Genomic DNA, 22265 nt, shown 5'->3' with positions numbered 1-22265 from the left:
GCGCGACCTCACTCTCCACCTTCGTCCAGCGTTGGCCCGCCGGTATCGGTCACAAGGCCAACGTTGGAAAACCCGCCCGCGTTCAGCGCGCCCATGACCTGCATAACCTGCGCGTAGGGAATCGCGCCATCAGCACGCAGGAACACACGGTCACTGCTTCGCTCTGCCGCAATCGCCCGCAGCTTGCCAATCAACTCTTCGCGCAGCACATCAGTCGTCTGGATTTGTACCCGGCCCTCTGCGGTCAGGGTCACAGTCAAAGGTTCTTCGTTGTCACCAGGCAATGCGCTGGCTGCGGTCTTGGGCAAATCGACTGGGACACCAACCGTCAGCAAAGGTGCCGCGACCATGAAGATGATCAGCAACACCAGCATGACGTCCACAAACGGCGTCACGTTGATCTCGGCCATCGGCTGCGCGCGACCACGCCGCCGCCCGCGTCTGCGCCCGTTTCCACCTGACGACTGCTGAACCGCGGCCCCCATCGTCAGCTGTCCAACTGGCGTGACAGGATGGTGGCGAACTCATCGGCAAACGCCTCGTACCCGCCTACAATCCGGTCACTATCGGCGCTGAGCTTGTTATAGAAAATGACGGCCGGAATAGCAGCCAACAAACCCAACCCCGTAGCCAGAAGCGCTTCGGCAATACCGGGGGCGACAACGGCCAGATTGGTATTCTGCTGCTCGGCAATCTCGATGAAGGCGTTCATGATGCCCCAGACGGTCCCGAACAGGCCAATGAATGGTGCGGTCGAGCCCACCGTGGCCAAAATGGGCAACCCTTTCTGCAAGGTTTCGGCCTCTTTCGCGATGGCTACATCCATCGAGCGATCGATCCTCGCGGTTGCTCCGGCGATCAGTCCACCATCATTTCGGTGTGACCTGCGCCACTCGATCATGCCTGCGGCAAAAATCTTTTCCGAGCTGCCGTCCGGTTGTGTTCCGGTCTGATCGAACAGTTCATCCAAAGGGTTGCCCGACCAGAAACTTTCATCAAACACCAGCGCCTCACGCCGTGCGGCCCGATAGTTGATCAGCTTTTGGATGATGATCCCCCAGGACCAGATGGAGGCGCCGATCAGCATCAGCATCACCAATTTGACCACAAAGGTCGCGCGGGCATACAGCCCCCACATGGAGAAATCGATCTCCTGCGCCAGCGCCAGCGTTTCAGCTTCCATGAACCTGCTCTTTGTTTTTGCCTGACGGCCGTTCGTTTGGCCTTGTTTTGCCAAACGCTAACGCAGTTGGGGTTGAAATGCCAACAGAACCACCTCTGGCCTGCAAATTGTTACATCAATGCGCGAATCTCTGCCGGAAGACGGATCGGCTTGCCGTCCTTGTTGATGCACACAGCCGTGACCGAAGCGCGGAATATTTCGGTCTCACCACGTCGCACCAGTTGCGCCATCGTCAGGCGTACACCAGAGATTTCAGTCACTTCGGTTTCGACGATCAACTCGTCATCGAACTTGGCAGGCGAAAGGTATTCGGCTTCTACCCTCCTGACGACCCACACAACTCCCTCTTCCCGCATTGCGTTCTGATCATTGCCCAGATTGCGCACCCAGTCCGAACGCGCGCGTTCGATATACCGCAGGTAATTCGCGTGATAGACAACACCGCCCATGTCGGTGTCTTCGTAATAAACACGAACCGGGTATATGTGTTTCATTGCGGAGGCTCCAGCCGGGCAAACAACCTGAGCGCATGAGACGCATCCTGCGCCGCCCCCGGCAAGACCGGATCATATGCAGCCCGGATCAGAGCGGCAATGTCGGGGCGCAGGATCGTCGTCTCACCCGCGACAGCCAGCGGCGATTGCGTCCGAAAGGCTGTATCGGACCAAAGCAGAACAGTCTGCACCACCTGGCTCAACGCAAGTGTTTCCGCCGGAACTTTGGACAATTCCCGATCCATTCGCAGAAACACAAAGGCCGCGCGGATTGCGCCATCTTCTTCGAACCGGAATATGCGGTACTGATTGGCATCTACTGCCACCAGACGCTCGACCAAAGGCTCAAGATCCGGGACCAACCGATCCAGATCCGGCACTTCCAGCAGTTCCTGCCAGTCCCGGAAAAAGAAGACCATGCAATTGGCGCCAAGCTCGGGATCGGTCTCGGCCATCTTATGTCCGGCCAGAGTGACAACGGCCTCAAATGCGCCTTTCACCGTGGCCATCGTCTTGTCTTCGACGCCAAACACGATCGGCACGATGGGCCGCGCCCAACGGGCAATCAGAAACTCGCCGCTCTCGCGCGTGAACAGCGCCTCGATCTCATCCGGTGTCACGCCCAGCCCTTCATCTTTTCAAAAATACTCTCGCCGAAGGCTTAGAATCTCTGGACGCAGGCTTCAACCAAACAGATCGCTCTGCCGTTTGGGCGCGGCCATGCCCAAATGCGTCCATGCCTTCTGCGCCAACATCCGTCCACGCGGGGTTCGCTGAATCAATCCCTGCTGCAAAAGATAGGGTTCGATCACTTCTTCCAGCGAGTCGCGGCTTTCAGACAAGGCGGCCGACATCGTTTCGATCCCGACGGGACCACCACCGTAATTCTCGGCGATCAACTTCAGATACCGGCGGTCCGCCCCATCCAGCCCCAGATGGTCCACACCCAGCCGCGTCAAGGCTCCGTCAGCCAGTTCCCGGGTAATCCGACCGTCGCCTTCAACGATAGCGAAATCCACCACACGCCGCAGCAACCGCCCTGCAATCCGGGGTGTTCCGCGTGACCGGCGCGCAATCTCGCGCGCGCCGTCAGTATCCGCAGGCGCGCCCAGCTTCCGCGCGTTGCGGGTGACGATCTCGTGCAATTCATCCACGGTGTAGAACAGCAATCGAGTGGGAATACCGAACCGGTCGCGCAGGGGCGTTGTCAGCAATCCCATCCGCGTGGTGGCCCCCACCAGCGTGAACGGCTGCAATTCAATCCGCACGGTTCTGGCCGCAGGTCCTTCGCCGATCACCAGATCCAGCTCGAAATCCTCCATCGCGGGATAAAGCACCTCTTCCACCGCCGGGTTCAAACGGTGGATTTCATCGATGAAAAGCACATCGCGCTCTTCCAGATTGGTCAGGATTGCCGCCAGATCGCCCGCCTTGGCCAGAACCGGACCAGAGGTCATGCGGAAATTCACCCCCAACTCGCGCGCCATGATCTGCGCCAGGGTCGTCTTGCCCAATCCCGGAGGACCATGGAACAAGGCGTGGTCCATCGCTTCACCACGTTGCCTGGCGGATTGGATGAATATGCGCAGGTTGGCCCGGGCCTCGGCCTGACCGATGAACTCGTCCAGCCCCTGCGGACGCAAGGCGCGGTCGTTGTCCTCGGGCAAAGGGTCCGGGCGCAGCGTGGGATCAGCATCTACCATTCACTTACCCTTTCGGAGCCAGAAGTCTGAGCGCGGCTCGGATCAGATCAGTCTCGCCTGCCTCTGGTTGGCTGGCAGCCGCCTCGGCCACAGCTGCTGCTGCGTCAGACGGCCCATATCCAAGATTGGCCAAAGCCGACAAAGCCCCGGCAGATGCGGCAGCCGCGCCGGATGGCGGTTTCGCAGACCGTTTTGGCGCAGACGAGGGTTCGGCCAGTTCCACAACCTCAAGCTCGGGGCCATCCATCGCCTCAGTCACAGTGCCGCCCATGGCCATGACCCCCGGCGCCTTGTCCTTGAGGTCCAACACGATCCGCTGCGCCGTTTTAGGCCCCACACCTTTGGCCGCCTTGACCGCTCCCCAATCCCCCAAAGCGATTGCGCGGCTAACGCCATCCGGCCCCAAGGCACTGAGGATTGCCAAAGATACCTTTGCACCGACGCCCTGGACCGAGCACAAAAGGCGATGCCATTCTTTCTCGACCAGGGAGAGAAAGCCATAAAGCTGCATCAGGTCTTCCCGCACAACCATGTCGGTGTAGATCGAGACCGCCTCGCCCACGCCCGGCAGCGCCGCCATCGTCCTGTTGGAACAATAGACGATATAACCCACGCCCCGGACATCGATCAGAACATGATCCGCCGCGCGGTAATCGAGCCGTCCTGTCAATTTGCCGATCATGCCCGCACCTCTTTCACACGCGCCTGTTGCACCTTTCCGTAATAGGCATGGCAGATCGCAATCGCCAGCGCATCTGCGGCATCGGCCCCTTTTGGCGAACAGCCCGGCAGTTGCAGTTTGACCATATGGATGACCTGCTCTTTCTCGGCGTGGCCGACGCCGACTACGGTCTTCTTCACTCGGTTGGGCGCGTATTCCCCCACCGGCAATCCAGCCTGCGCCAGTGTCAACAACGCGACCCCCCGCGCCTGGCCCAGCTTGAGCGTACCCGCCCCGTCCTTGTTCACAAATGTCTGTTCAATGGCGGCCTGATCCGGTTTGTGATCGGCGATCACCTCGACAATCTGGTTGTGCAGAGACAGCAGGCGCTCACCCAGATCGTCACCATCCGACTTGCACAATCCATTGGCCACATGGCTCAGGCGGCTGCCATTTGATTCGATGACGCCCCATCCCAGGGTCCTAAGCCCCGGATCGATGCCCAGAATTCGCATGTTTTGCCTCGGCCTGCTCGGGTTTTGTGATCTTTTTTCAACGCCTAGCACGAAGCGTGAACATTTTCCAAGCGAATTGACGCGAAGTCTGAAAACGACACACCTGTCCTTAGCGCGACTCCGGAGCACATTTGCGACCTCAGAAATGTCTGAAAGCGGCACCTACATTAAGGCATTTTTACCAATTATTTAGGGGGATTTCAGCTTCGTGAAGCATTGCAAAAAATGCATAGGACAATTGCAAAAAAATGAACTTGTACAAGCGAAATGGCGGCACTAGATGGCGGTCAGATCGCAAGATTGCAAAGTGAACACAAACCAGAAGGAAACAGGATATGGCTGCACTGGACACTACCCGCATCGCTACCACCGGCTCGTTTGGCCTCGTTGGCCGTATCGGCGCTTTTTTCGTATCGGCGGTAAACGCCGCAATCGAATGGAATGACGCCCGCGTAACCCGCAACGCGCTGACCGATCTGACCGATCGCGAGCTTGAGGATATCGGTCTGTGCCGTGGCGACATTGATGTCATCGCTCAGGGTCGGTTCTAAAACCAACCACTACTCACATCTGCCCCTTCCTCCTCCCTTGAGGGGCAAAACAGAAACACCGCGCGCCTCAAGGCACGCGGTGTTTTTTTACTTCAAAAGCTTGTTCAGTAGAGAAGCTTGTTCATCTGAATGGACAGCGCCTGCGATACCGGGTCGATCTGCATGACCCAAGCACCGGCTTTCTCAACTGATGTGCCCTCGTTCAGACTGTCGATTCGATATTTGTATCCTGTTGGCCCCAGGTGGGACAAAAGAAACGCTTTGAATGCAAAAAAGGCCAGAAGCGTCAGCAGCAACACCTTTACAGGCACAGCCGAACTGACACGCTGCGGCCGCATTACCACCAGACCATCCTTACGCAATGTGGCGCGATAGCCCCGGCTCATCTTCTGATGCTTCTTGTTCAGGCGATTTACGCGCTGATCGAACTCCAGTTGTTTTCCCGTCATGGCAGCCTCCAAAAACCGCCCCCCTCGACTTTGATCAGAAAACGGTAAATAGAGATTGCGACAAAAGCGTGGCAAAATTCCACAAAACTCCTGTAAATGGCCTAATTTACGCCCTGTTTGGTTAAGATTAGGGTCGTCCATTCACCAATCTCACCCTTATGAGCAAGATTGAACTCGTTCTGAGAGTAAACTGAAACCACGTCATCAGCTTGTTCGTTAAGGATTCCCGACAGGATCGCACACCCTCCCGGACGCAGATTCGCAGCGATTTCGGGTGACAACGCCACCAAGGGGCCTTTCAGGATATTGGCAAAGATCAGATCGTAAGGGGTGTGCGCCTTTAGGTCGGGATGGTCGAAACCTGCGGCTTCAACACACTGAACCGCACCGGACATACCGTTGGCTTTCAGGTTGGCCTCGGCCACATCGACGGCCACTTCGTCGATATCACTAGCAATGACATCGCCGTCCCAGACGCGCGCCGCCGCCATGGCCAGAACAGCGGTACCGCAACCAATATCGGCCACTTTCGACGCGGTGAAGCCGTCGTCCAGCAATCGGTCCAGTGCTTTGAGACAGCCGAGCGTCGTGCCGTGATGTCCGGTACCAAAGGCCATTGCGGCCTCGATCAGCAATGGAATGCGGCCGTCTGGCAGCTTGTCGGCATCATGACTGCCGTAGACAAAGAACCGGCCTGCTTCGACGGGCGCAAGCTCGCGCCGAACATGCGCAACCCAGTCGGTTTCAGGCAGTTCTGAGACGACAAATGGCTTCGCCTCGAACGCCGCGGCAAGAACAGCCAGTGCGGTCTCGTCCGGGGCTTCGGTAAAATAGCCGCCCACTTCCCAAAGGCCCGAGCCGTCTTCGACCTCGAATACGCCAACGCCTGTGGGCTCCGGCTCCAAACGCTCCATCGCTTCGCCCAGACCTTCGGCGGCCTTTTTACCTGTCAACGTAGTCAGCGCGGTGAATGTGGGCATCGGGGCCTCCTGTCTCAGTTGGCACAGCGCCTAGGACGCGGCGCCGCGAAGGTCAAGCCGCCCGGCCTATTCCGCAGGGGCCGGAGCGTACTTGGTCAGGACGGTCTCATTGCCCGGCTCGGGATGGCGTGGGATCAACAACGATAACAGCAGCGAAACAATTGCCATCGCCGCAGCCAAACCAAACACTGCGCCCGGCGAAACGACCCAAAGCAGGCCCAGCAGTGCAGGCAGGAAGACAGCTGCAATGTGGTTGATCGTGAATGCAACCGCAGCTGTCGGTGCGATGTCTGCGGGGTCGGCGATTTTCTGAAAGTAAGTCTTCAAGGCCAACGCCAGAGCAAACAGCACATGGTCGATCACGTAGAGAATCGCTGCCAGCAGAACGCCCCAGCCGAACCAGTAGATCCCACCATAAGCCGCGAACACGATTGCCAGACCCGTGTATTCAAAAATCAGCGTCCGTCGTTCACCAAACTTTGCCACAGCTTTTCCCAGCAAAGGGGCGGCCATAATGTTGATCATCAGGTTGATCAGATAGAGGCTGGTCAACTCATGCACTTCAAAGCCGAACTTTTCGACCATCATGAACCCGGCAAAGACGACAAAGATCTGCCGCCGCGCGCCCGCCATGAATTGCAACGCGTAATACAGCCAATACCGGCGACGCAGGATCAGTTTCTTGGTCTGCGGTGTGGGCGCATCGAATTGCGGATAGGCAAACAAGCAGAACAAGGCCAGCAACGCGGTTACACCACCCGCAGCCATGAAGACAAAGTTGTAGGACAGCTCGAACCGATCCCAGGTCAGAACGATCAGCCCGTAGACCACCATTGTCGCCGCCGATCCCATTGCGACCAGCCACCCCAAAACCTGCGGCGCACGGTCCTTGGGCAGCCACTGCAATTGAAGCGACTGGTTTACGGTCTCGTAGTAGTGAAACCCGATCGAGCTGAACAGGGTTACGAACAGCAACCCGCCAAGGCTGGGAAACCACGCGGTCACAGCCGTGGCGACCCCAAGCATCACCAGCGAGATCATCGCCAGCACTTGTTCGCGCATGAACATAATGACGGCAATCACGCCAACCGCCAGAAAACCCGGGATCTCGCGCACCGTGTGCAGAAGCCCGATATCTGCTCCGTCAAAATTCGCCACTTCGATGACGAAATTGTTCAACAGAGCGCTCCACGCGTTGAACGCGATCGGCATGATCATGGCCATCATGAACAAGAGCGTGATGGGACGGCGCCAGAACGGAAGGCTCTGCGCCTCGTTAAGGGGCATGGGTTTCAGCATATTGGTCCTCTACGCCCATTTCAGCGCTTTGGCGAGAGGGAAGCCGTTAGCGCACAGCCACCCTGCGCTGATGCAGAGATCAATAAAAACTCTGCGGGTCGATATCGACAGTCAGACGGATGTCACCTTTCAGACGCAAAGGCGCGATCCAGCGGACAATGGCGTCCTGAATCGGCGCGCCTTTCGGGGCTTTGACCAAAAGGCGTACCCGGTGCCGCCCGCGAATACGTGCAATCGGCGCTGGTGCAGGTCCGAAGACTTGTCCCCCTACATCTCGCACGGGTGCATCATTACGCGCCATCGCGGTGCCTATGTCAAAGACCGGGCCAACCTCTGGACCCGACAGTACGATCCCGGCCATGCGACCATAGGGGGGGACCCCGGCCGCTTGCCGCCCGGCGGCTTCGGCTTTCCAGAACCCTTCCTCATCGCCGGACAGGATGGCCCGGATCACCGGGTGTTCCGGTTGGAACGTCTGTAACAACGCCTGCCCCGGCTTATCTGCCCTGCCAGCGCGCCCTGCCACTTGGCGCATCAGTTGAAACGTCCGCTCTGCTGCGCGCAGATCAGCGCCATGCAATGACAAGTCAGCATCAATCACGCCGACCAATGTGAGTTTGGGAAAGTTATGCCCTTTAGCGACCAACTGAGTGCCGATAACAATGTCGGCATCCCCGGAAGCGATTTCTTCAATCTTTGCTTTTAAAGCCCGCGCTGAACCAAAAAGATCAGAGCTGAGCATAGCGATGTTAGCGTCCGGGAAAATTGTCTCGGCCTCTTCGGCTAGCCGCTCAATTCCTGGCCCAACCGGAGCCAATTTACCCTCAACCCCGCAGGACGGGCAGGTGTCGGGCATCGGCTTTGTCTCGCCGCATTGGTGGCACATCAGCCGTTTCAGAAACCGATGTTCAACCATCCGCGCGTCGCAATGATCGCAAGCGATCTGTTCGCCACAAGCCCGGCATAAGGTGACGGGCGCATAGCCGCGGCGATTTATGAACAGCAGCGACTGTTCGCCCTTCTCGACCCTCTGCAGCACCGCCTGTCGCAAGGACGGAGAAATCCATGTCCCGGGCTGCATCTGCTCGGCCCGCATATCGATGGGTTTCATCTCGGGCAGCACCGCCACGCCGAAGCGCGAGTTCAGGTCTACCCGTTCATACTTGCCCGCTTCGGCATTGGCCCAGCTCTCCAGCGAGGGTGTTGCACTGGCCAGAATCACCCGCGCGCCACAAATGGCCGAGCGCAGAACTGCCATATCGCGCGCACTGTAATGCACGCCGTCTTCCTGCTTGTAAGAGGTGTCGTGCTCTTCATCGACCACCACCAGCCCCAAGTCGCGGAACGGCAGAAACAGCGCGGACCGCGCTCCCACGACCAGTTGCGCATCCCCCTGCCCGACCATCCGCCAAACCCGGCGGCGTTCCGTCATGGTCGCGCCCGAGTGCCACTCGGCTGGCCGCGCACCGAACCGCGCCTCGACCCGGGTCAGGAATTCAGCAGTCAGCGCAATTTCAGGCAGCAAGACCAATGCCTGACGTCCCATCCGCAGCGCCTCGGCGACGGCTTCCAGATACACTTCGGTCTTGCCCGAACCCGTCACACCTTTCAGAAGTGTTGTGCCGTAGCGACCTGTCTGCTGTCCAACCTGCAACCGTTCCACAGCCTCCGCCTGATCTTCGGTCAGATCTTTGCCCGGCAGGTTCGGATCAAGTTGCGGGTACGGCAGATCACGCGGACTGTCCTCTTCCCGCACTGCGCCTTGTTTGACCAACCCTTTGACAACAGACGAAGTCACGCCTGCCTGCTCGGCGAGCTCTTTCAATGTAAAGGCGAGCCCACCATAATCGCGCAAAACCTCCAGCACACGGGATCGCGCATCGGTCATCCGGTCCGGCTCACCGCTGCCAAGGCGATAAACCTTACGCATCGACGGCGGGTCGCCCAACCCCGGCGCACGGGTTGCCAAACGCAGCATCGCTGGCATCGGCGTCAGCGTGTAGTCGGCCACCTTTCCTAGAAACACGCGCATTTCTTCACGCATCGGCGCGACCTCAAGCACCCGGATCACAGACCGCGCCTTATTCAGATCAAAGCCACCCTGCCCGGCCCCCCAAACCACGCCCAGCACCTTGCGCGGCCCCAACGGCACTTCGACAAACGCACCCAGAAAGCACCCACCTTCGGGCGCCTTATAGTCCAGCGTCCGGTCCAATGGCTGGGTGGTGAGCACTGCCACCAGCTCACCTTGGTCGAAATACTCCTGAGTGCTCACCACATGTCCTTTGCAGGGGGTTTCAGCATGTCTCTCTTTGGGGTAAAGCCATCCGCGACCAAGGCCAACCCATCAAAGGACTGCCCTCATGAAATTCTTCGTAGACACCGCCGAGATCGACGCCATCGCCGAACTGAACGATCTGGGCATGGTGGACGGCGTAACCACCAACCCTTCGCTGATCCTGAAATCGGGCCGCGACATTCTGGAAGTGACCAAAGAGATCTGTGATCTGGTCGATGGTCCGGTATCGGCAGAGGTTGTTGCAACCGAAGCTGACGACATGATCGCCGAAGGCCGCAAGCTGGCCAAGATCGCGCCGAATATCGCCGTAAAAGTCCCACTGACCTGGGCCGGCCTGAAAACCTGCAAAACGCTCAGCGACGAAGGTCAGATGGTAAATGTGACCCTGTGCTTTTCGACCAATCAGGCATTGCTGGCCGCAAAGGCAGGCGCAACATTCATCTCGCCCTTCATCGGCCGCCTGGACGACATCAACCTCGACGGTATGGATCTGATCGCCGACATCCGTCAGGTTTACGACAACTATGGTTTTGAGACCGAAATCTTGGCCGCGTCGATCCGCACGGTGAACCACGTGACCGACAGCGCTCGCATCGGTGCCGATGTCATCACCGCCCCGCCTGCCGTCATCAAAAAGCTGGCCGATCACCCCCTGACAGACAAAGGTCTGGAAACCTTCCTGGCCGATTGGGCCAAGACCGGTCAGAAGATCCTCTGATCCCGTGCAAGACCGCGCGGTGCCGTCAGGCACCGCGCCCGGCCCAACGGCCCTGTGCCTGATTTGTGATCAGGCATCGCGGGCGGGAGCCTCTTCGCCACAGCACTCAAGGAAATCCACCTTTGCGTGCATTTTTCCCAAGGCAAAACCGGTCCGGCATGTTATAAGCCGCTCAACAAAAAAAGACCGGACGGGACATGAGCAGCAACCCCAAACTCGAGGATAACCTCCGCGCGGCGATTCTGGCCGAGCCTGACGTCGTGCTGGACGACAAGGATCTGATGCAGGCGCTGGTAAGTGCCAATGAGCGCGCACGCGGCGACAATGTGATCGATCTGCGTGGCATCGCCATGCAACGGCTTGAGGCGCGGTTGGACCGGTTGGAAGATACCCACCGGTCTGTGATTGCGGCGGCTTACGAAAACCTGGCAGGCACAAACCAGGTGCATCGCGCCATTCTGCGCCTGCTGGAGCCGGTTGAGTTCGAAGATTTCCTGCGCGCGCTTGGCTCGGACGTAGCCGATATTTTGCGCGTTGATCACATCACTTTGGTTCTTGAAACTACCGTGGTTCAGGACGACCCTGCGGTCGACAAACTGGGCGGCGTTCTGACAATTGCGGAACCCGGCTTCATCGACCAATACCTGACCATTGATCGTGGCGGCCCGGCCCGCGACGTCACCCTGCGCGAGGTTCATCATCCGAACCGGCGTATTTTTGGCGCGCTTGCAGATCAGTTGCGGTCCGAAGCGTGTCTGAAGCTTGACCTTGGCCCCGGTCGTTTACCGGGAATGATCGTCATGGGCGCTCGGAATCCGCGGCATTTCACGCCGCAGTTGGGCACCGATCTTCTGAGCTTTTTCGCTGGCGTGTTCGAACGCTCGATGCGCCACTGGCTGTCGTGAGCTTGATCTCACCCGCCTGCCGCGACGCGCTGCAGCATTGGCTGGACAGCCTGGGTGCGCTGGCGGGACGGTCCGAGAATACGCAGACCGCTTATCGCGGCGATGTGACCGAGTTCCTGTCGTTCATGACACTGCACCATGCCGAACGGCAGGGTTTGAAAGCACTGGAACGGATCACCGTATCAGACATGCGCGCCTGGATGGCAGATCAACGCAGCGCGGATGTCAGTGCGCGATCACTGGCACGCAAGCTTTCAGCCGTCAAAAGCTTCTACCGCTGGCTGGCTGAACGCGAAGGCTTTGAACCCACCGCGGTCCTGTCCACGCGCGCGCCGAAATTCACCAAGAAACTGCCGCGCCCTTTGGCCGAAGACGCCGCCCGCGCCATGATCGATACGGTCGAGCTGCAATCCCTCTCGGATTGGGTTGCCGCGCGGGATGTGGCGGTGGTCACGTTGCTTTACGGGTGCGGATTGCGCATATCCGAAGCGCTGTCGCTGACTGGCGCGGACGCACCTTTGCCCGCCAGCTTGCGTATCATCGGCAAAGGCGACAAAGAGCGGATCGTACCAGTGCTTCCTGCCGCCCGTGAAGCCGTCGACCGGTACGTGCAACTTTGCCCTCACCCGCAGGAACAGTGCGCGCCCTTGTTCCGCGGTGTCCGCGGCGGGGCGTTGAACCCACGTGCGATACAGGGCGTCATGGCCAAAGCCCGAATGCAATTGGGCCTGCCCGCAACCGCAACGCCCCACGCCATGCGGCACAGCTTTGCTACGCATCTGCTTTCGGCCGGAGGAGACCTGCGCGCCATTCAGGAACTTCTGGGCCACGCATCGCTTTCAACCACCCAAGCCTATACCGCCGTGGATACTGCACGGTTGATGGAGGTCTACAATAGCGCGCATCCCAAAGCTTGATGCAAACATCGGTCAGAAACGCGGGGCTTTTGGTTTGCATCTCTGGTGTGCATCCGTCATGACGCTTGTATGACACTCAGATTCAAAGCTCTTTCCGTCCATCTCTTCACTGCAACAGGCGCCGTGTTTGCCATGCTCGCAATGCTGGCCGCCGTCGAAGAGAAATGGAGCCTTATGTATCTTTGGCTGGTTGTCTCATTCGTTGTGGACGGCATCGACGGCCCTCTGGCGCGTCATTATCACGTAAAGCACAACGCGCCCGAATTTGACGGTGTGCTGCTGGATCTGATTATCGACTACCTGACTTATGTGTTCATACCCGCCTTTGCCCTCTTCAAGTCGGGGCTGATGGACGGTTGGACCGGATGGTTTGCGATCATCGTCATAACTTTTGCCAGTGCGATGTATTTCGCGGACACCCGGATGAAGACTAAGGACAACTCCTTTTCCGGTTTTCCGGGATGCTGGAACATGTTTGTTATCGTGATCTTCGCGCTCGAACCGAATTTCTGGATAATTCTGCTGCTGGTCACACTGCTTTCACTCGCAATGTTCTTGCCGTTGAAGTTTGTCCATCCCGTGCGCACCGAACGCTGGCGCAGTCTGACCCTGCCCATGGCACTGGCGTGGACGTTCTTTGCCGGCTGGGCGGCCTGGGTGAATTTTCACCCGGAAAGCTGGGCGCACTGGGGTCTGGTGATTACCAGTCTGTATCTGACCTTTGCAGGCATCGCGCAGCAGATCATACCACAGCGCCGCGTCTGACGCAGCGCCGCCAGCAATCCAGTTACATGACGTCCTGCACCTCGAACTCGGTGCCGTTATGGGTAAAGACATCGCCCTCTTGCAAGCCCACCATGGCCAGATAAATCGGGCTTTGGGTTGAAATGCCCATATAGGTCATTCCATCCGCCTCGAACCGGGTGGTCGAAACGCACACGACAAATCTGCGATTGTTGAACTTGATCACTGCGCCGGGCTGAACCGTGTCAGTCAGGCTGAAATCGGTGTTTTCAATCACATCGATCTTGGCGTGATGCGCGTGCACGGGTGCGTCAAACGCAGCCGCAAGGTCAGCGTTCTCGCGCGAAGCGGCGAGGTCATCCTTGTCGTGACCTTCCCGGTCGTCCAGTTGAGCATCTTTCAGAAACGCATCGTAATGCGCCTGCGCTGTTGCAAGCTCTTGCGCTTCAAGTGACATCAGCCTGTCAATGACAGCCTTCTTTCGGGCGGTGCGATCTTGATCAGTGGTCATTCAATGCGGTCCTTCAAATTCAACAACACATATATGGTGTGCCCACCGCTGACGGATTGCAACCGAATTTCACGGATCAGATCAAAAGGCCGGCAGCCCCTTCATGACGCAACAGGGCCACTTTGGTCTCGACCCCACCTGCGCCGGAAAAGCCACCCAAGCCCGTCGCGGACAGTACTCTGTGACACGGGATGATCACCGGAATCGGGTTTGCGCCGCAAGCCTGCCCGACTGGTTGCGCGGGTTGTCCCAACTCTTTTGCGATATCGCCGTATGTCCGGGTTTCGCCAAGCGGAATGGCATACATCAGGTCGCAAACCTGTTTCTGAAACATCGACCCGTGGACGCGATACGGCAAGTCGAACCTGTCGAGGCGTCCGTCGTCATAAGCCTTCAACTGCGCGACAGCTTCGCGCAACAGATCTGTCGGCTCTCCCACGTCCTGGCCATCCCAGACTAGACGTGTGAGGGCTCCGTCCGTTTCTTCGACACCCAGACGTCCAAATTTGGTTTCTACGGCAATCATTGACATAGGCGCAGCGTTTCAGATCGCTAAAGCTGTTGCAAGTCAGGAAAGAAAAACCCCCAGCCGATGGGCTGGGGGTAAAAGTTAGCCGAGTGCTTCGTTGCAGCGGCTACACACACCCGGATGGGTGTGGCGGCCAACGTCGGGCAGGATTTTCCAGCAGCGCTGACATTTCTCGCCTTCGGCTTTTTCAAAGACCACCGCAACGCCTTCGATTTCCGGTACGCGGAACGCCTCGGCCGGGGCCGGATCGCCGGTCACAGTCAGACCTGAGGTGATGCACATGTCGTCCACGTCGAACGTGGCCAGCAGATCACGGGTATCACCATCTTCGACATGCACAATCGGTGCCGCCTCGAGGCTGGAACCGATGACCTTATCCTGACGCTGGATTTCAAGCGCGGCAGTTACCGCACGGCGCACGCGGCGCACCTTGGCCATGTTGGTTTCCAGTTCAGCATCGCGCCAGTCGGCGGGTGTTTCCGGGAAATCCACCAGGTGGACCGAGCTGTCATCTCCCGGGAAGCGTTCCAGCCAGACCTCTTCCATCGTGAACACCAATACCGGGGCCAGCCAGGTGGTCAGGCGGTGGAACAGGATGTCCAGAACGGTGCGCGACGCACGTCGGCGCAGACTGTCGCCATCGCAATACAGCGCATCTTTGCGAACATCGAAATAGAAAGACGACAGATCGACCGTGGCAAACGTAAACACGGCACTGAACACGCCCTGGAAGTCGAAGGACGCATAGCCTTTGCGCACTTGCTCATCCAGTTCGGCCAGACGGCTGAGCACCCAGCGTTCCAAACGCGGCATATCCTCGGGTGCAATCCGGTCCGCCTCGGTGAAATCGGCCAATGATCCCAGCATGAACCGCATGGTATTGCGCAGACGGCGATAGCTGTCGGCGGTGCCCTTCAGGATCTCAGGTCCGATCCGTTGGTCAGCGGTATAGTCGGTCTGCGCCACCCACAGGCGCAGAATGTCAGCGCCATATTGCTTGATGACCTCTTCCGGCACGATGGTATTGCCCAACGATTTGGACATCTTGTTACCTTTGGCATCCAGCGTGAACCCGTGGGTTACAACGTTACGGTAAGGGGCACGACCTTTAGTGCCGCAAGCCTGCAGCATGGACGAATGGAACCAACCGCGGTGCTGGTCGGTGCCTTCCATGTAGACATCGGCAATACCGTCCTCGGTGCCGTCCACTCGATCGCGCAGAACGAACGCGTGGGTCGACCCAGAGTCAAACCAAACGTCCAACACGTCGAACACCTGATCGTAGTCAACCGGATCTGCGATACCGTCGAGGATCTTCTCCTTGAAGCCGTCGGTGTACCAGATGTCTGCGCCATCCTGCTCGAACGCAGTCTTGATGCGGGCGTTGAGCTCTTCATTGCGCAGAAGGTAATCCGCGTCGGTGGGCAGAGCGCCCTTCTTGGTAAAGCAGGTCAGCGGCACGCCCCAGGCGCGCTGGCGGGACAGAACCCAATCCGGTCGCGCCTCGATCATCGAATACAGACGGTTACGACCGGTCTGCGGCGTCCATTTGACCAGCTCGTCGATAGACCGCAAAGCGCGTTCGCGGATGGTGTCACCCATTTCGCCCATGCCGTCGTCCAGCTTGCGGTCAACGGATGCAAACCACTGCGGTGTATTGCGGTAGATGATCGGAGCCTTTGAGCGCCACGAATGCGGATAGCTGTGCTTGATCTTGCCGCGCGCCAGCAGTCCGCCGACCTCGACCAGCTTGTCGATGACGGCTTTGTTCGCATCACCTTCGCCGCCCTTGCGGGACAGGATGTATTTGCCGCCAAAGAACGGCAGATCGGCGCGGAACGAGCCATCGTCCATCACATTGTAGGTGATGACCTGCTCGAGCATGCCCAGATCGCGGTAAAGCTCGAATTCCTCCATACCGTGCGACGGCGCACAGTGGACGAAGCCGGTGCCTTCGGTGTCGGTCACAAACTCGGCGGCGCGGAAATCGCGGATGTCGTCCCATTCGCCATTGCCGCCCTCGGCCCCGGCCAGCGGGTGGGTCAATTGGACGCCTTCCAGCTCATCGGCAGTCACATCACGAACACGGGTCCACTGGTCGTCGTTCAGACGCGCACGGCCCAACACATCGGCGGCCAGATTGTCGGCCAGCAGGAACTTGTCTCCGACGCTAGCCCAGCATTCTTCTGGTGCTCCGGTGACTTCGTAGAGGCCGTAAGAGACATCCTTACCGTACACGACCGCCTTGTTTGACGGCATGGTCCACGGAGTCGTGGTCCAGATCACTACAAAGGCTCCAGATAGGTCTTTCGCGGCTTTCCTCGTGACTTCTCCGAGCGATTTCCCAACGTACGCCCGTTCGTCCAAGACCTTGAACTTCACCCAGATGGTGAAACTTTCCTTGTCGTGATACTCGACCTCGGCCTCAGCCAGCGCAGTCTTTTCGATCGGCGACCACATCACGGGCTTCGAGCCCTGATAAAGCGTGCCATTCATCAGGAACTTCATGAACTCGTCAGCGATCACAGCCTCGGCGTGATAGTCCATGGTGATGTAGGGATCAGGCCAGTTGCCGGTGATGCCCAGTCGCTTGAACTCTTCGCGCTGGATGTCGATCCAGCCCTCGGCGAACTTGCGGCATTCCTGACGGAAGTCGACGATGTTCACCTCGTCCTTGTTCTTGCCCTTCTTGCGATACTGTTCCTCGATCTTCCATTCGATCGGCAGGCCGTGGCAGTCCCAGCCGGGTACATAGCGCGCGTCATGACCCATCATCTGATGGCCGCGTACGATCATGTCCTTGATGGTCTTGTTCAGCGCGTGGCCGATATGCAGGTGACCGTTCGCATAGGGCGGGCCGTCATGCAGGGTAAAGGGCGTGCGGCCCTCTTTCTCGCGCAGACGGTCATAGACGCCGATCTCTTCCCAGCGTTCCAGCCATGCGGGTTCGCGCTTAGGCAGGCCGGCGCGCATGGGGAATTCCGTTTTGGGCAGGTTCAGCGTGTCTTTGTAATCAGGTGTTTGGGTCGTGTCGGCGCACATTGGGGGCGTCCTCAGGATGATCTTGTCGTGTATGGATCGAAGCGGTCAGTGCGAATTCTCAAGCACCTTTGCCCGGCGTCTCGCGATATCAGAGCGCCGGGGATATAATTCGAATAATGATGGCCAGACGGTCATGCATGCGGGGCTTATAAGACGCCCGTGCCTAATGGTCCAGAGGTTCTGCCCCGTGCGGCGAATGGCGCAGTTTGGCCCAGCGGTTCAACCACGCCAGACCAGCCAGAGCAAAGCCCAGCGCCAGCAACGAGAACACCCGGATCAACCCGCCAAGACCGGCAATGTCGATCAGAAAGACCTTGGCCACGGCCAGCCCGATCACGACAAGCCCTGCCTTCCGCATCAAATCCGATCCACGGGCCAGGGATTGATAGAACAGCGCAGCTCCGATCAGCAGGAGAACCAGCGTATAGGTGTAAAGCTCGGGCTGCGTGACTCCGTTGCCTTCAAACATGCCCGCAGCGCCCTGCCAGACATGGCGGATTGTCAGACCTAACCACATGGCCGCAAGGCCCCCCGCCACAACGTAGCTTGTCATCGAGATCTGCTTGGGCATGTCCTTGATCCGCCAGACGGAACCAGCGATGACCAGCGCAGGCAGCAGATACGCAATAGCCAGCGTGTTGAGAACCGGCAGGCCGAGCACCGGATCGGCGTTTGGATTCAACAGCGGGTTTTGCTCTGACACTGCAAGCGTCAGATGGAACAGGCCATGCGCCACAAAAAACGCCGCCAACACGTAACGCGCATAGTTCAGCTTGCCACCCAACCCGAATCTCTGAACTTGAGCAAAGGCCAGCAGCAGCCAGATGACCGCCAGCAGACCCAGACCCCAATGGCTGTTGTCGGCACCGCCTTCTCCAAACCCTTCAAGCCAGCGCAGCAGCAACAGGGACAGCAGAATGCCGCCCGTCGCCCAAGCTGCGCTTTCCAACAGCAATGACGCCACCGGGCGTTGCAAGGGGCGCAACACCCACCAGCCCGCCACAAATCCCAGCGTGGCCGAGCCGTAAACAAGTGTCATCTCGGGCACCGGGGCCGAATTTGCCCAATCCAGTCCCGGATCAAGCACCAGTCGAACGGTAACGGTGAAGACACCGGCCCAGATGAACCAGCTCATCGGGGGTAAAGTGAACCTGCGGTCCAAAGCCGCCGCCACAACAACACTGGCAACCAACGCCACCGTCAGCGCCGCCGCGCTGAGCACGATAACGCAGGCAAAGACCAGACAGGACAACGCAGACAAAGTGGCCAGCGCCGCACGCATCCGGTCCTCTCCGTCGACACGTGCAAAACGTTCCGCAAGAACCACCATCAAGATGGCCAGCGCGACTGCGTGCAAAGCCCAGGGGTATGCTCCGATCACAGAGGCCGGGTGCCAGCCGACCTCCAACCCGATGGCCATTATGGGGGCATACAGAGCGGCCCCTCCGGCCCAGATCGCGCGAAACTGGCTTGCTTTCGCAGACCGCCACGCCATCAGCATTGAGATAAATGCCCCTAACGCGACCAGCACCGTGATGACCATCGGATAATCAGCCTCAGCCGTTTCCGCATAGGTGGCGGCAAAACTGCGAAAAGCTGCGCCGTGATCAAGCCCATGCACGAGGACGTAGAACACAAGCCCAACCGCGGGCAGGACGGTCAAGTCCTGAAGCGCGGGTGCATCCCTGGCCCAAAGCAGCAGGGCCAGCACAAGTGCAGTCAGCAAGGTAACGCCCAGCCAGAACTCGGCTGCCGAATCCGCCCAATGCCAGGCTAAAATCGCCGAACTTACTGCGATGGCTCCGGCGGCCAGTCTGGTTGGAAAATCCGGCCATGGGCGCGCTTTTGGATGGCGGATCATCTGAGAGATCATAGGGCCCGAATGATCCGGCCAGGTGCGCCGCGTAGGAATGGCGGTCACCAACAGCGCCAGTATCAAGGCGGCGATCAGATAACCCGGTTCCGTGTTGGGAGCGCCCATTACCAACAACAAATTCGCTGAATAGGTCCCGAATACAGTCAGAACCGACACCCACGCCCAACGCCGCACCGTATCGATGCCCAGCCCCAAGACGGCAACCAGAAGGAAATAGGCATAAAGCCACGAGGGGTCTTCGGACGAACCGCCGACCATGAAGGGGGCAGCTAATGCTCCGATCAGACCAACCGCCGCCAATAGCGGGCCATGGAACCACCCCAGAACAAGTCCAACCAAAGCGACTGCAACCATCCCAACCATCGCCGCCTCAGCACCGATCAGATCGTACAGTTGGCGCGCGGCCAGAATGGCTCCGAAGAGGGTGACTAGCCCGGCCCCGGAAAAGACAGAGGGCAAATAGGCAGTTGTCGCGTCCTCGTCATCGCCAAATTTTCGACGCAAGATTTCACCTGCCACGATCAGAAGCGACCCGAACCCAAGCGCCGCGAATACGCGAGCCACCGGAGGCAGTAATCCGTTTTCAACGCCGTATTGCACAAGAAAGATTCCGGCCAAGGCCAGCGACAAGGCTGAGACCACATAAAACCAGTTCTCGCGCAACCAAACGCCTAGTGCTACAAAACGGTCATGATTGAATACGTAGGCAGGTGAAGACACATCCGTCGTTTCAACTGAAGCTTCATCTTCCTGCCGTTTGGGCGCGGCCCATGGGGCGGGCCTGCGGGCTTCCTTCTCTGCTTCAGACTGAGGATCGGATGCCTTTTCTACCGGGCCCTCAGTGACTTCCGTATCACCTGAAGACAGGGCTGAGATCTGCGCTTCCAACTCTGCCACGCGACGACGCAACCGGGTCTGCCCAATCATCAGCACAACCAGAGTCACCGGGATTGCCAGAACAATCAGCCCAACAAGAACAAGTAGCGATTCCAACACGGTCTCCGATCTTTGTCTTGTGGCAAGGCTATCTTTAGGCGGTCACCAATAATAGTCAGGAAAGCTTCCACCCGGCTTAAATCACTGAAATGGCCGGACGCGCGACCATCAACCATAGGATGGTCAGCACTGCGAGAATGGCAGGCACCCCGCAGGCGAACCAAAATCGAAACAGACGGTGGTAGTCTGGCGGTAACGGTGTCCCCTGTTCCATGGCGGTTCGGGCATAATCTCGCATCCTGAATTGCACCCACACCACCGGCAACCAGAACAGGCCGGTCAGCACGTAAAGCACCAGAGACAGTATAATCCACCCTTCACTCAACAACCACCCAATGCGCCAGGCCAACAGAGCGCCGGTTATGGGTTGCAGTATCACCGCCGTTGTCGTGAACAGAAGGTCAGCCAGCGCAACAATGCCTGCCGTATGCGCGACGATCTTCGGGTCGTTGCTGCGATGCGCCATCAGCATGAAAAAGGCGATCCCCGCCCCCGTACCCAGCAGGACACAGGCACCAATGACATGCAGCCAGCGCAGGATCAGGTCGGGATCCATCATCGACTGGCCAGCATGGGCAGCGCAACAAGCGACAAGATCATCGCAGGCAGGATTTTTACCAAGGGACCCAGCGGGTCAGACCACAAGTCGGGTGCAGTGATTGAGGCGGCCATCAGATAGAACAAGGCCACACCAAACTGCGCCAAACAGGCCCGCGCAGCCCAGGGACGCCACAGGACGGCCAAGCCCAGCGCAATGTCTACCAAAGACCAGAACACAACGCTTGTCATGGCCATAGGTGCTGACCACCCTGCTCCGGTCAGAACCTCCGAGGCAGTGGACAAGCCCGTCAATCCAAACAATCCCGACAACAGCCAGAACAGGCTGAGCGTCGCCACCACCAGTGGCATCAATAAGGCCATCCGCGCGCTCAACCGGTGTTCACGCGCGCAGGGAATCGCGGCGTAAATATCGGGCAAAGAAGCAAACCCGCGCCCTGTTGCTGCCCGATAAGGGGCGGAGTCCCCGGTCACGCCATCTGCCATGACGGTCATCGCAGTGCTGCGCAGCGGGGACCGCCACCCAAACCAGGCCAGCCCATCTGCCAGCCTCGCAACTGCATACGTCATGACGGGCGGCACGGTAAAACCGATCCGCGCAGCAGGAAACCCAAGCCACTGCCGCGTATTCTGAACCACGTCTGACAATCTGTGGGGTGTATCCTCGACCAAATCATAACGGCCTTGAGGCAAGCGCCCGTCAACAGCAGAGATCACAACGTCGCACAGATCAGGCATCCCAATGCTCTGAACCGGTGTATCAGGATAAGCCAGTGGCTGCACCCATGGAACAGCAGCCAACATACGCAACAACGCTGTCCCACCATAATCCGTCTGCCCGATGACTAGCCCCGGCTTCAGCACCCAAAGCGGAACGCCTGACGCACGCAAAGCGGCATCTCCGGCCGCCTTGCTGCGCAGGAAATGGGTGCTTGCGTCCGGTTCTGCTCCGATGGCGGAAACCTGGACAACGCCGATACCTCTTTCTGCGCAGGCCTTTGCCAAGGCTGAAATTGCGGTGTGGTGAACTGCTTCAAGATCGTCGCTTGCGTTATCCTGCAACGCGCCCGCGCAATTCACCACGACATCCACGCCGACAAGCAAGCCCTGCCAATCTTTCTTGTGAACGAGCGTGCGAAGATCACCCTTTGTTAGCGGCACGCCCGGCAATACCTTTGCCCCTAACGCAAGATTGCGCACCATGCCTTGAACACGGGCACCTTCGGCCTGCAAAGCCCGCGTGACTTCAGCGCCAATGAAGCCATAAGAACCCAAAACTAAAACGTTTTTTTCAGAAATATCGTGACCTGCCATCGGCCTTTCACCTGTTTTAAA

22 protein-coding genes are annotated in these 22265 nt (G+C 58.6%); 5 read left to right on the top strand and 17 right to left on the bottom strand.

The features are described 5' to 3' along the window. Nucleotides 1–8 precede the first annotated feature (8 nt). The 7 genes from tolR to ruvC all read right to left on the bottom strand — a co-directional run bounded on the left by tolR (nt 9) and on the right by ruvC (nt 4556). Entirely contained in the window at nt 9–485 is a 477-nt protein-coding gene (tolR, locus tag ALB80_RS06175) for a protein TolR (protein ID WP_050603166.1), read from the bottom strand. A 2-nt stretch (nt 486–487) separates the two neighbouring features. Beyond that, nucleotides 488–1183, bottom strand: a complete 696-nt coding sequence (gene tolQ / locus ALB80_RS06170; protein ID WP_050603165.1) for a protein TolQ — start codon at nt 1181–1183, stop codon at nt 488–490. Between the two features lie 110 nt (nt 1184–1293). Further along, complete coding sequence (ybgC, locus tag ALB80_RS06165; protein WP_050603164.1) at nt 1294–1677, bottom strand: tol-pal system-associated acyl-CoA thioesterase; 384 nt, start codon at nt 1675–1677, stop codon at nt 1294–1296. After that, nucleotides 1674–2297: a hypothetical protein gene (locus ALB80_RS06160; protein WP_050603163.1), complete on the bottom strand. Its 624-nt coding sequence runs from the start codon at nt 2295–2297 to the stop codon at nt 1674–1676. Before ALB80_RS06160 ends, ybgC begins: the two co-directional genes overlap by 4 nt. 63 nt (nt 2298–2360) lie before the next feature. Further along, nucleotides 2361–3380, bottom strand: coding sequence for a Holliday junction branch migration DNA helicase RuvB (gene ruvB / locus ALB80_RS06155; protein ID WP_050603162.1), 1020 nt, complete (start codon nt 3378–3380; stop codon nt 2361–2363). Between the two features lie 4 nt (nt 3381–3384). Continuing rightward, nucleotides 3385–4062, bottom strand: a complete 678-nt coding sequence (gene ruvA / locus ALB80_RS06150) for a Holliday junction branch migration protein RuvA (RefSeq protein WP_050603161.1) — start codon at nt 4060–4062, stop codon at nt 3385–3387. Then, nucleotides 4059–4556: a crossover junction endodeoxyribonuclease RuvC gene (gene ruvC / locus ALB80_RS06145; protein ID WP_050603160.1), complete on the bottom strand. Its 498-nt coding sequence runs from the start codon at nt 4554–4556 to the stop codon at nt 4059–4061. The genes ruvA and ruvC overlap by 4 nt, the downstream gene beginning before the upstream one ends. 335 nt (nt 4557–4891) lie before the next feature. On the opposite strand from ruvC, the gene ALB80_RS06140 reads away from it, so the two are divergent. Continuing rightward, nucleotides 4892–5107, top strand: coding sequence for a DUF1127 domain-containing protein (locus tag ALB80_RS06140; RefSeq protein WP_050603159.1), 216 nt, complete (start codon nt 4892–4894; stop codon nt 5105–5107). Between the two features lie 104 nt (nt 5108–5211). On the opposite strand, the gene ALB80_RS06135 is transcribed toward ALB80_RS06140, so the two are convergent. The 4 genes from ALB80_RS06135 to ALB80_RS06120 form a co-directional block, all read right to left on the bottom strand. Next, nucleotides 5212–5556 (bottom strand): hypothetical protein, encoded by a 345-nt coding sequence (locus ALB80_RS06135; RefSeq protein ID WP_050603158.1) that lies wholly within the window; start codon nt 5554–5556, stop codon nt 5212–5214. 101 nt (nt 5557–5657) lie between these two features. After that, a complete protein-coding gene (locus ALB80_RS06130; RefSeq protein WP_050603157.1) occupies nt 5658–6536 on the bottom strand; it encodes a 50S ribosomal protein L11 methyltransferase in 879 nt (292 codons plus the stop codon). A 66-nt stretch (nt 6537–6602) separates the two neighbouring features. Beyond that, a complete protein-coding gene (locus ALB80_RS06125) occupies nt 6603–7835 on the bottom strand; it encodes an MFS transporter (RefSeq protein ID WP_050603156.1) in 1233 nt (410 codons plus the stop codon). A gap of 79 nt (nt 7836–7914) precedes the next feature. Then, nucleotides 7915–10110 (bottom strand): primosomal protein N', encoded by a 2196-nt coding sequence (locus ALB80_RS06120; RefSeq protein WP_050603355.1) that lies wholly within the window; start codon nt 10108–10110, stop codon nt 7915–7917. 88 nt (nt 10111–10198) lie between these two features. Between ALB80_RS06120 and fsa the strand changes: the two genes are divergently transcribed. The 4 genes from fsa to ALB80_RS06100 all read left to right on the top strand — a co-directional run bounded on the left by fsa (nt 10199) and on the right by ALB80_RS06100 (nt 13439). Next, nucleotides 10199–10852 (top strand): fructose-6-phosphate aldolase, encoded by a 654-nt coding sequence (gene fsa, locus ALB80_RS06115; RefSeq protein WP_050603155.1) that lies wholly within the window; start codon nt 10199–10201, stop codon nt 10850–10852. A gap of 197 nt (nt 10853–11049) precedes the next feature. Beyond that, on the top strand, nt 11050–11757 hold the full coding sequence (locus ALB80_RS06110; RefSeq protein WP_050603154.1) for a DUF484 family protein: 708 nt from the start codon (nt 11050–11052) through the stop codon (nt 11755–11757). Then, nucleotides 11754–12674 carry a tyrosine recombinase XerC gene (locus tag ALB80_RS06105; protein ID WP_050603153.1) on the top strand — a complete coding sequence of 307 codons (921 nt, stop codon included), beginning with the start codon at nt 11754–11756 and terminating at the stop codon, nt 12672–12674. Before ALB80_RS06110 ends, ALB80_RS06105 begins: the two co-directional genes overlap by 4 nt. 69 nt (nt 12675–12743) lie before the next feature. After that, nucleotides 12744–13439 (top strand): phosphatidylcholine/phosphatidylserine synthase, encoded by a 696-nt coding sequence (locus tag ALB80_RS06100; RefSeq protein ID WP_050603152.1) that lies wholly within the window; start codon nt 12744–12746, stop codon nt 13437–13439. Nucleotides 13440–13461: 22 nt separating this feature from the next. On the opposite strand, the gene ALB80_RS06095 is transcribed toward ALB80_RS06100, so the two are convergent. From ALB80_RS06095 to ALB80_RS06070, 6 genes are all read right to left on the bottom strand, one after another. After that, nucleotides 13462–13929 carry a hypothetical protein gene (locus tag ALB80_RS06095; protein ID WP_050603151.1) on the bottom strand — a complete coding sequence of 156 codons (468 nt, stop codon included), beginning with the start codon at nt 13927–13929 and terminating at the stop codon, nt 13462–13464. Between the two features lie 76 nt (nt 13930–14005). After that, nucleotides 14006–14461 (bottom strand): methylated-DNA--[protein]-cysteine S-methyltransferase, encoded by a 456-nt coding sequence (locus ALB80_RS06090; protein ID WP_050603150.1) that lies wholly within the window; start codon nt 14459–14461, stop codon nt 14006–14008. Between the two features lie 78 nt (nt 14462–14539). Beyond that, nucleotides 14540–17500 (bottom strand): isoleucine--tRNA ligase, encoded by a 2961-nt coding sequence (gene ileS, locus ALB80_RS06085; RefSeq protein ID WP_050603149.1) that lies wholly within the window; start codon nt 17498–17500, stop codon nt 14540–14542. A 163-nt stretch (nt 17501–17663) separates the two neighbouring features. Then, nucleotides 17664–20369: a DUF2339 domain-containing protein gene (locus ALB80_RS06080; RefSeq protein ID WP_050603148.1), complete on the bottom strand. Its 2706-nt coding sequence runs from the start codon at nt 20367–20369 to the stop codon at nt 17664–17666. 79 nt (nt 20370–20448) lie between these two features. Next, entirely contained in the window at nt 20449–20928 is a 480-nt protein-coding gene (locus ALB80_RS06075) for a DUF2269 domain-containing protein (RefSeq protein WP_050603147.1), read from the bottom strand. Further along, entirely contained in the window at nt 20928–22244 is a 1317-nt protein-coding gene (locus tag ALB80_RS06070) for an SDR family oxidoreductase (protein WP_050603146.1), read from the bottom strand. The genes ALB80_RS06075 and ALB80_RS06070 overlap by 1 nt, the downstream gene beginning before the upstream one ends. Between the last annotated feature and the right edge of the window lie 21 nt (nt 22245–22265).

The sequence above is a fragment of the Ruegeria sp. 6PALISEP08 genome, assembly GCF_001238295.1.
Classification (GTDB): Bacteria; Pseudomonadota; Alphaproteobacteria; order Rhodobacterales; family Rhodobacteraceae; genus Ruegeria.
This window is presented reverse-complemented; position numbering and strand designations above follow the sequence as displayed.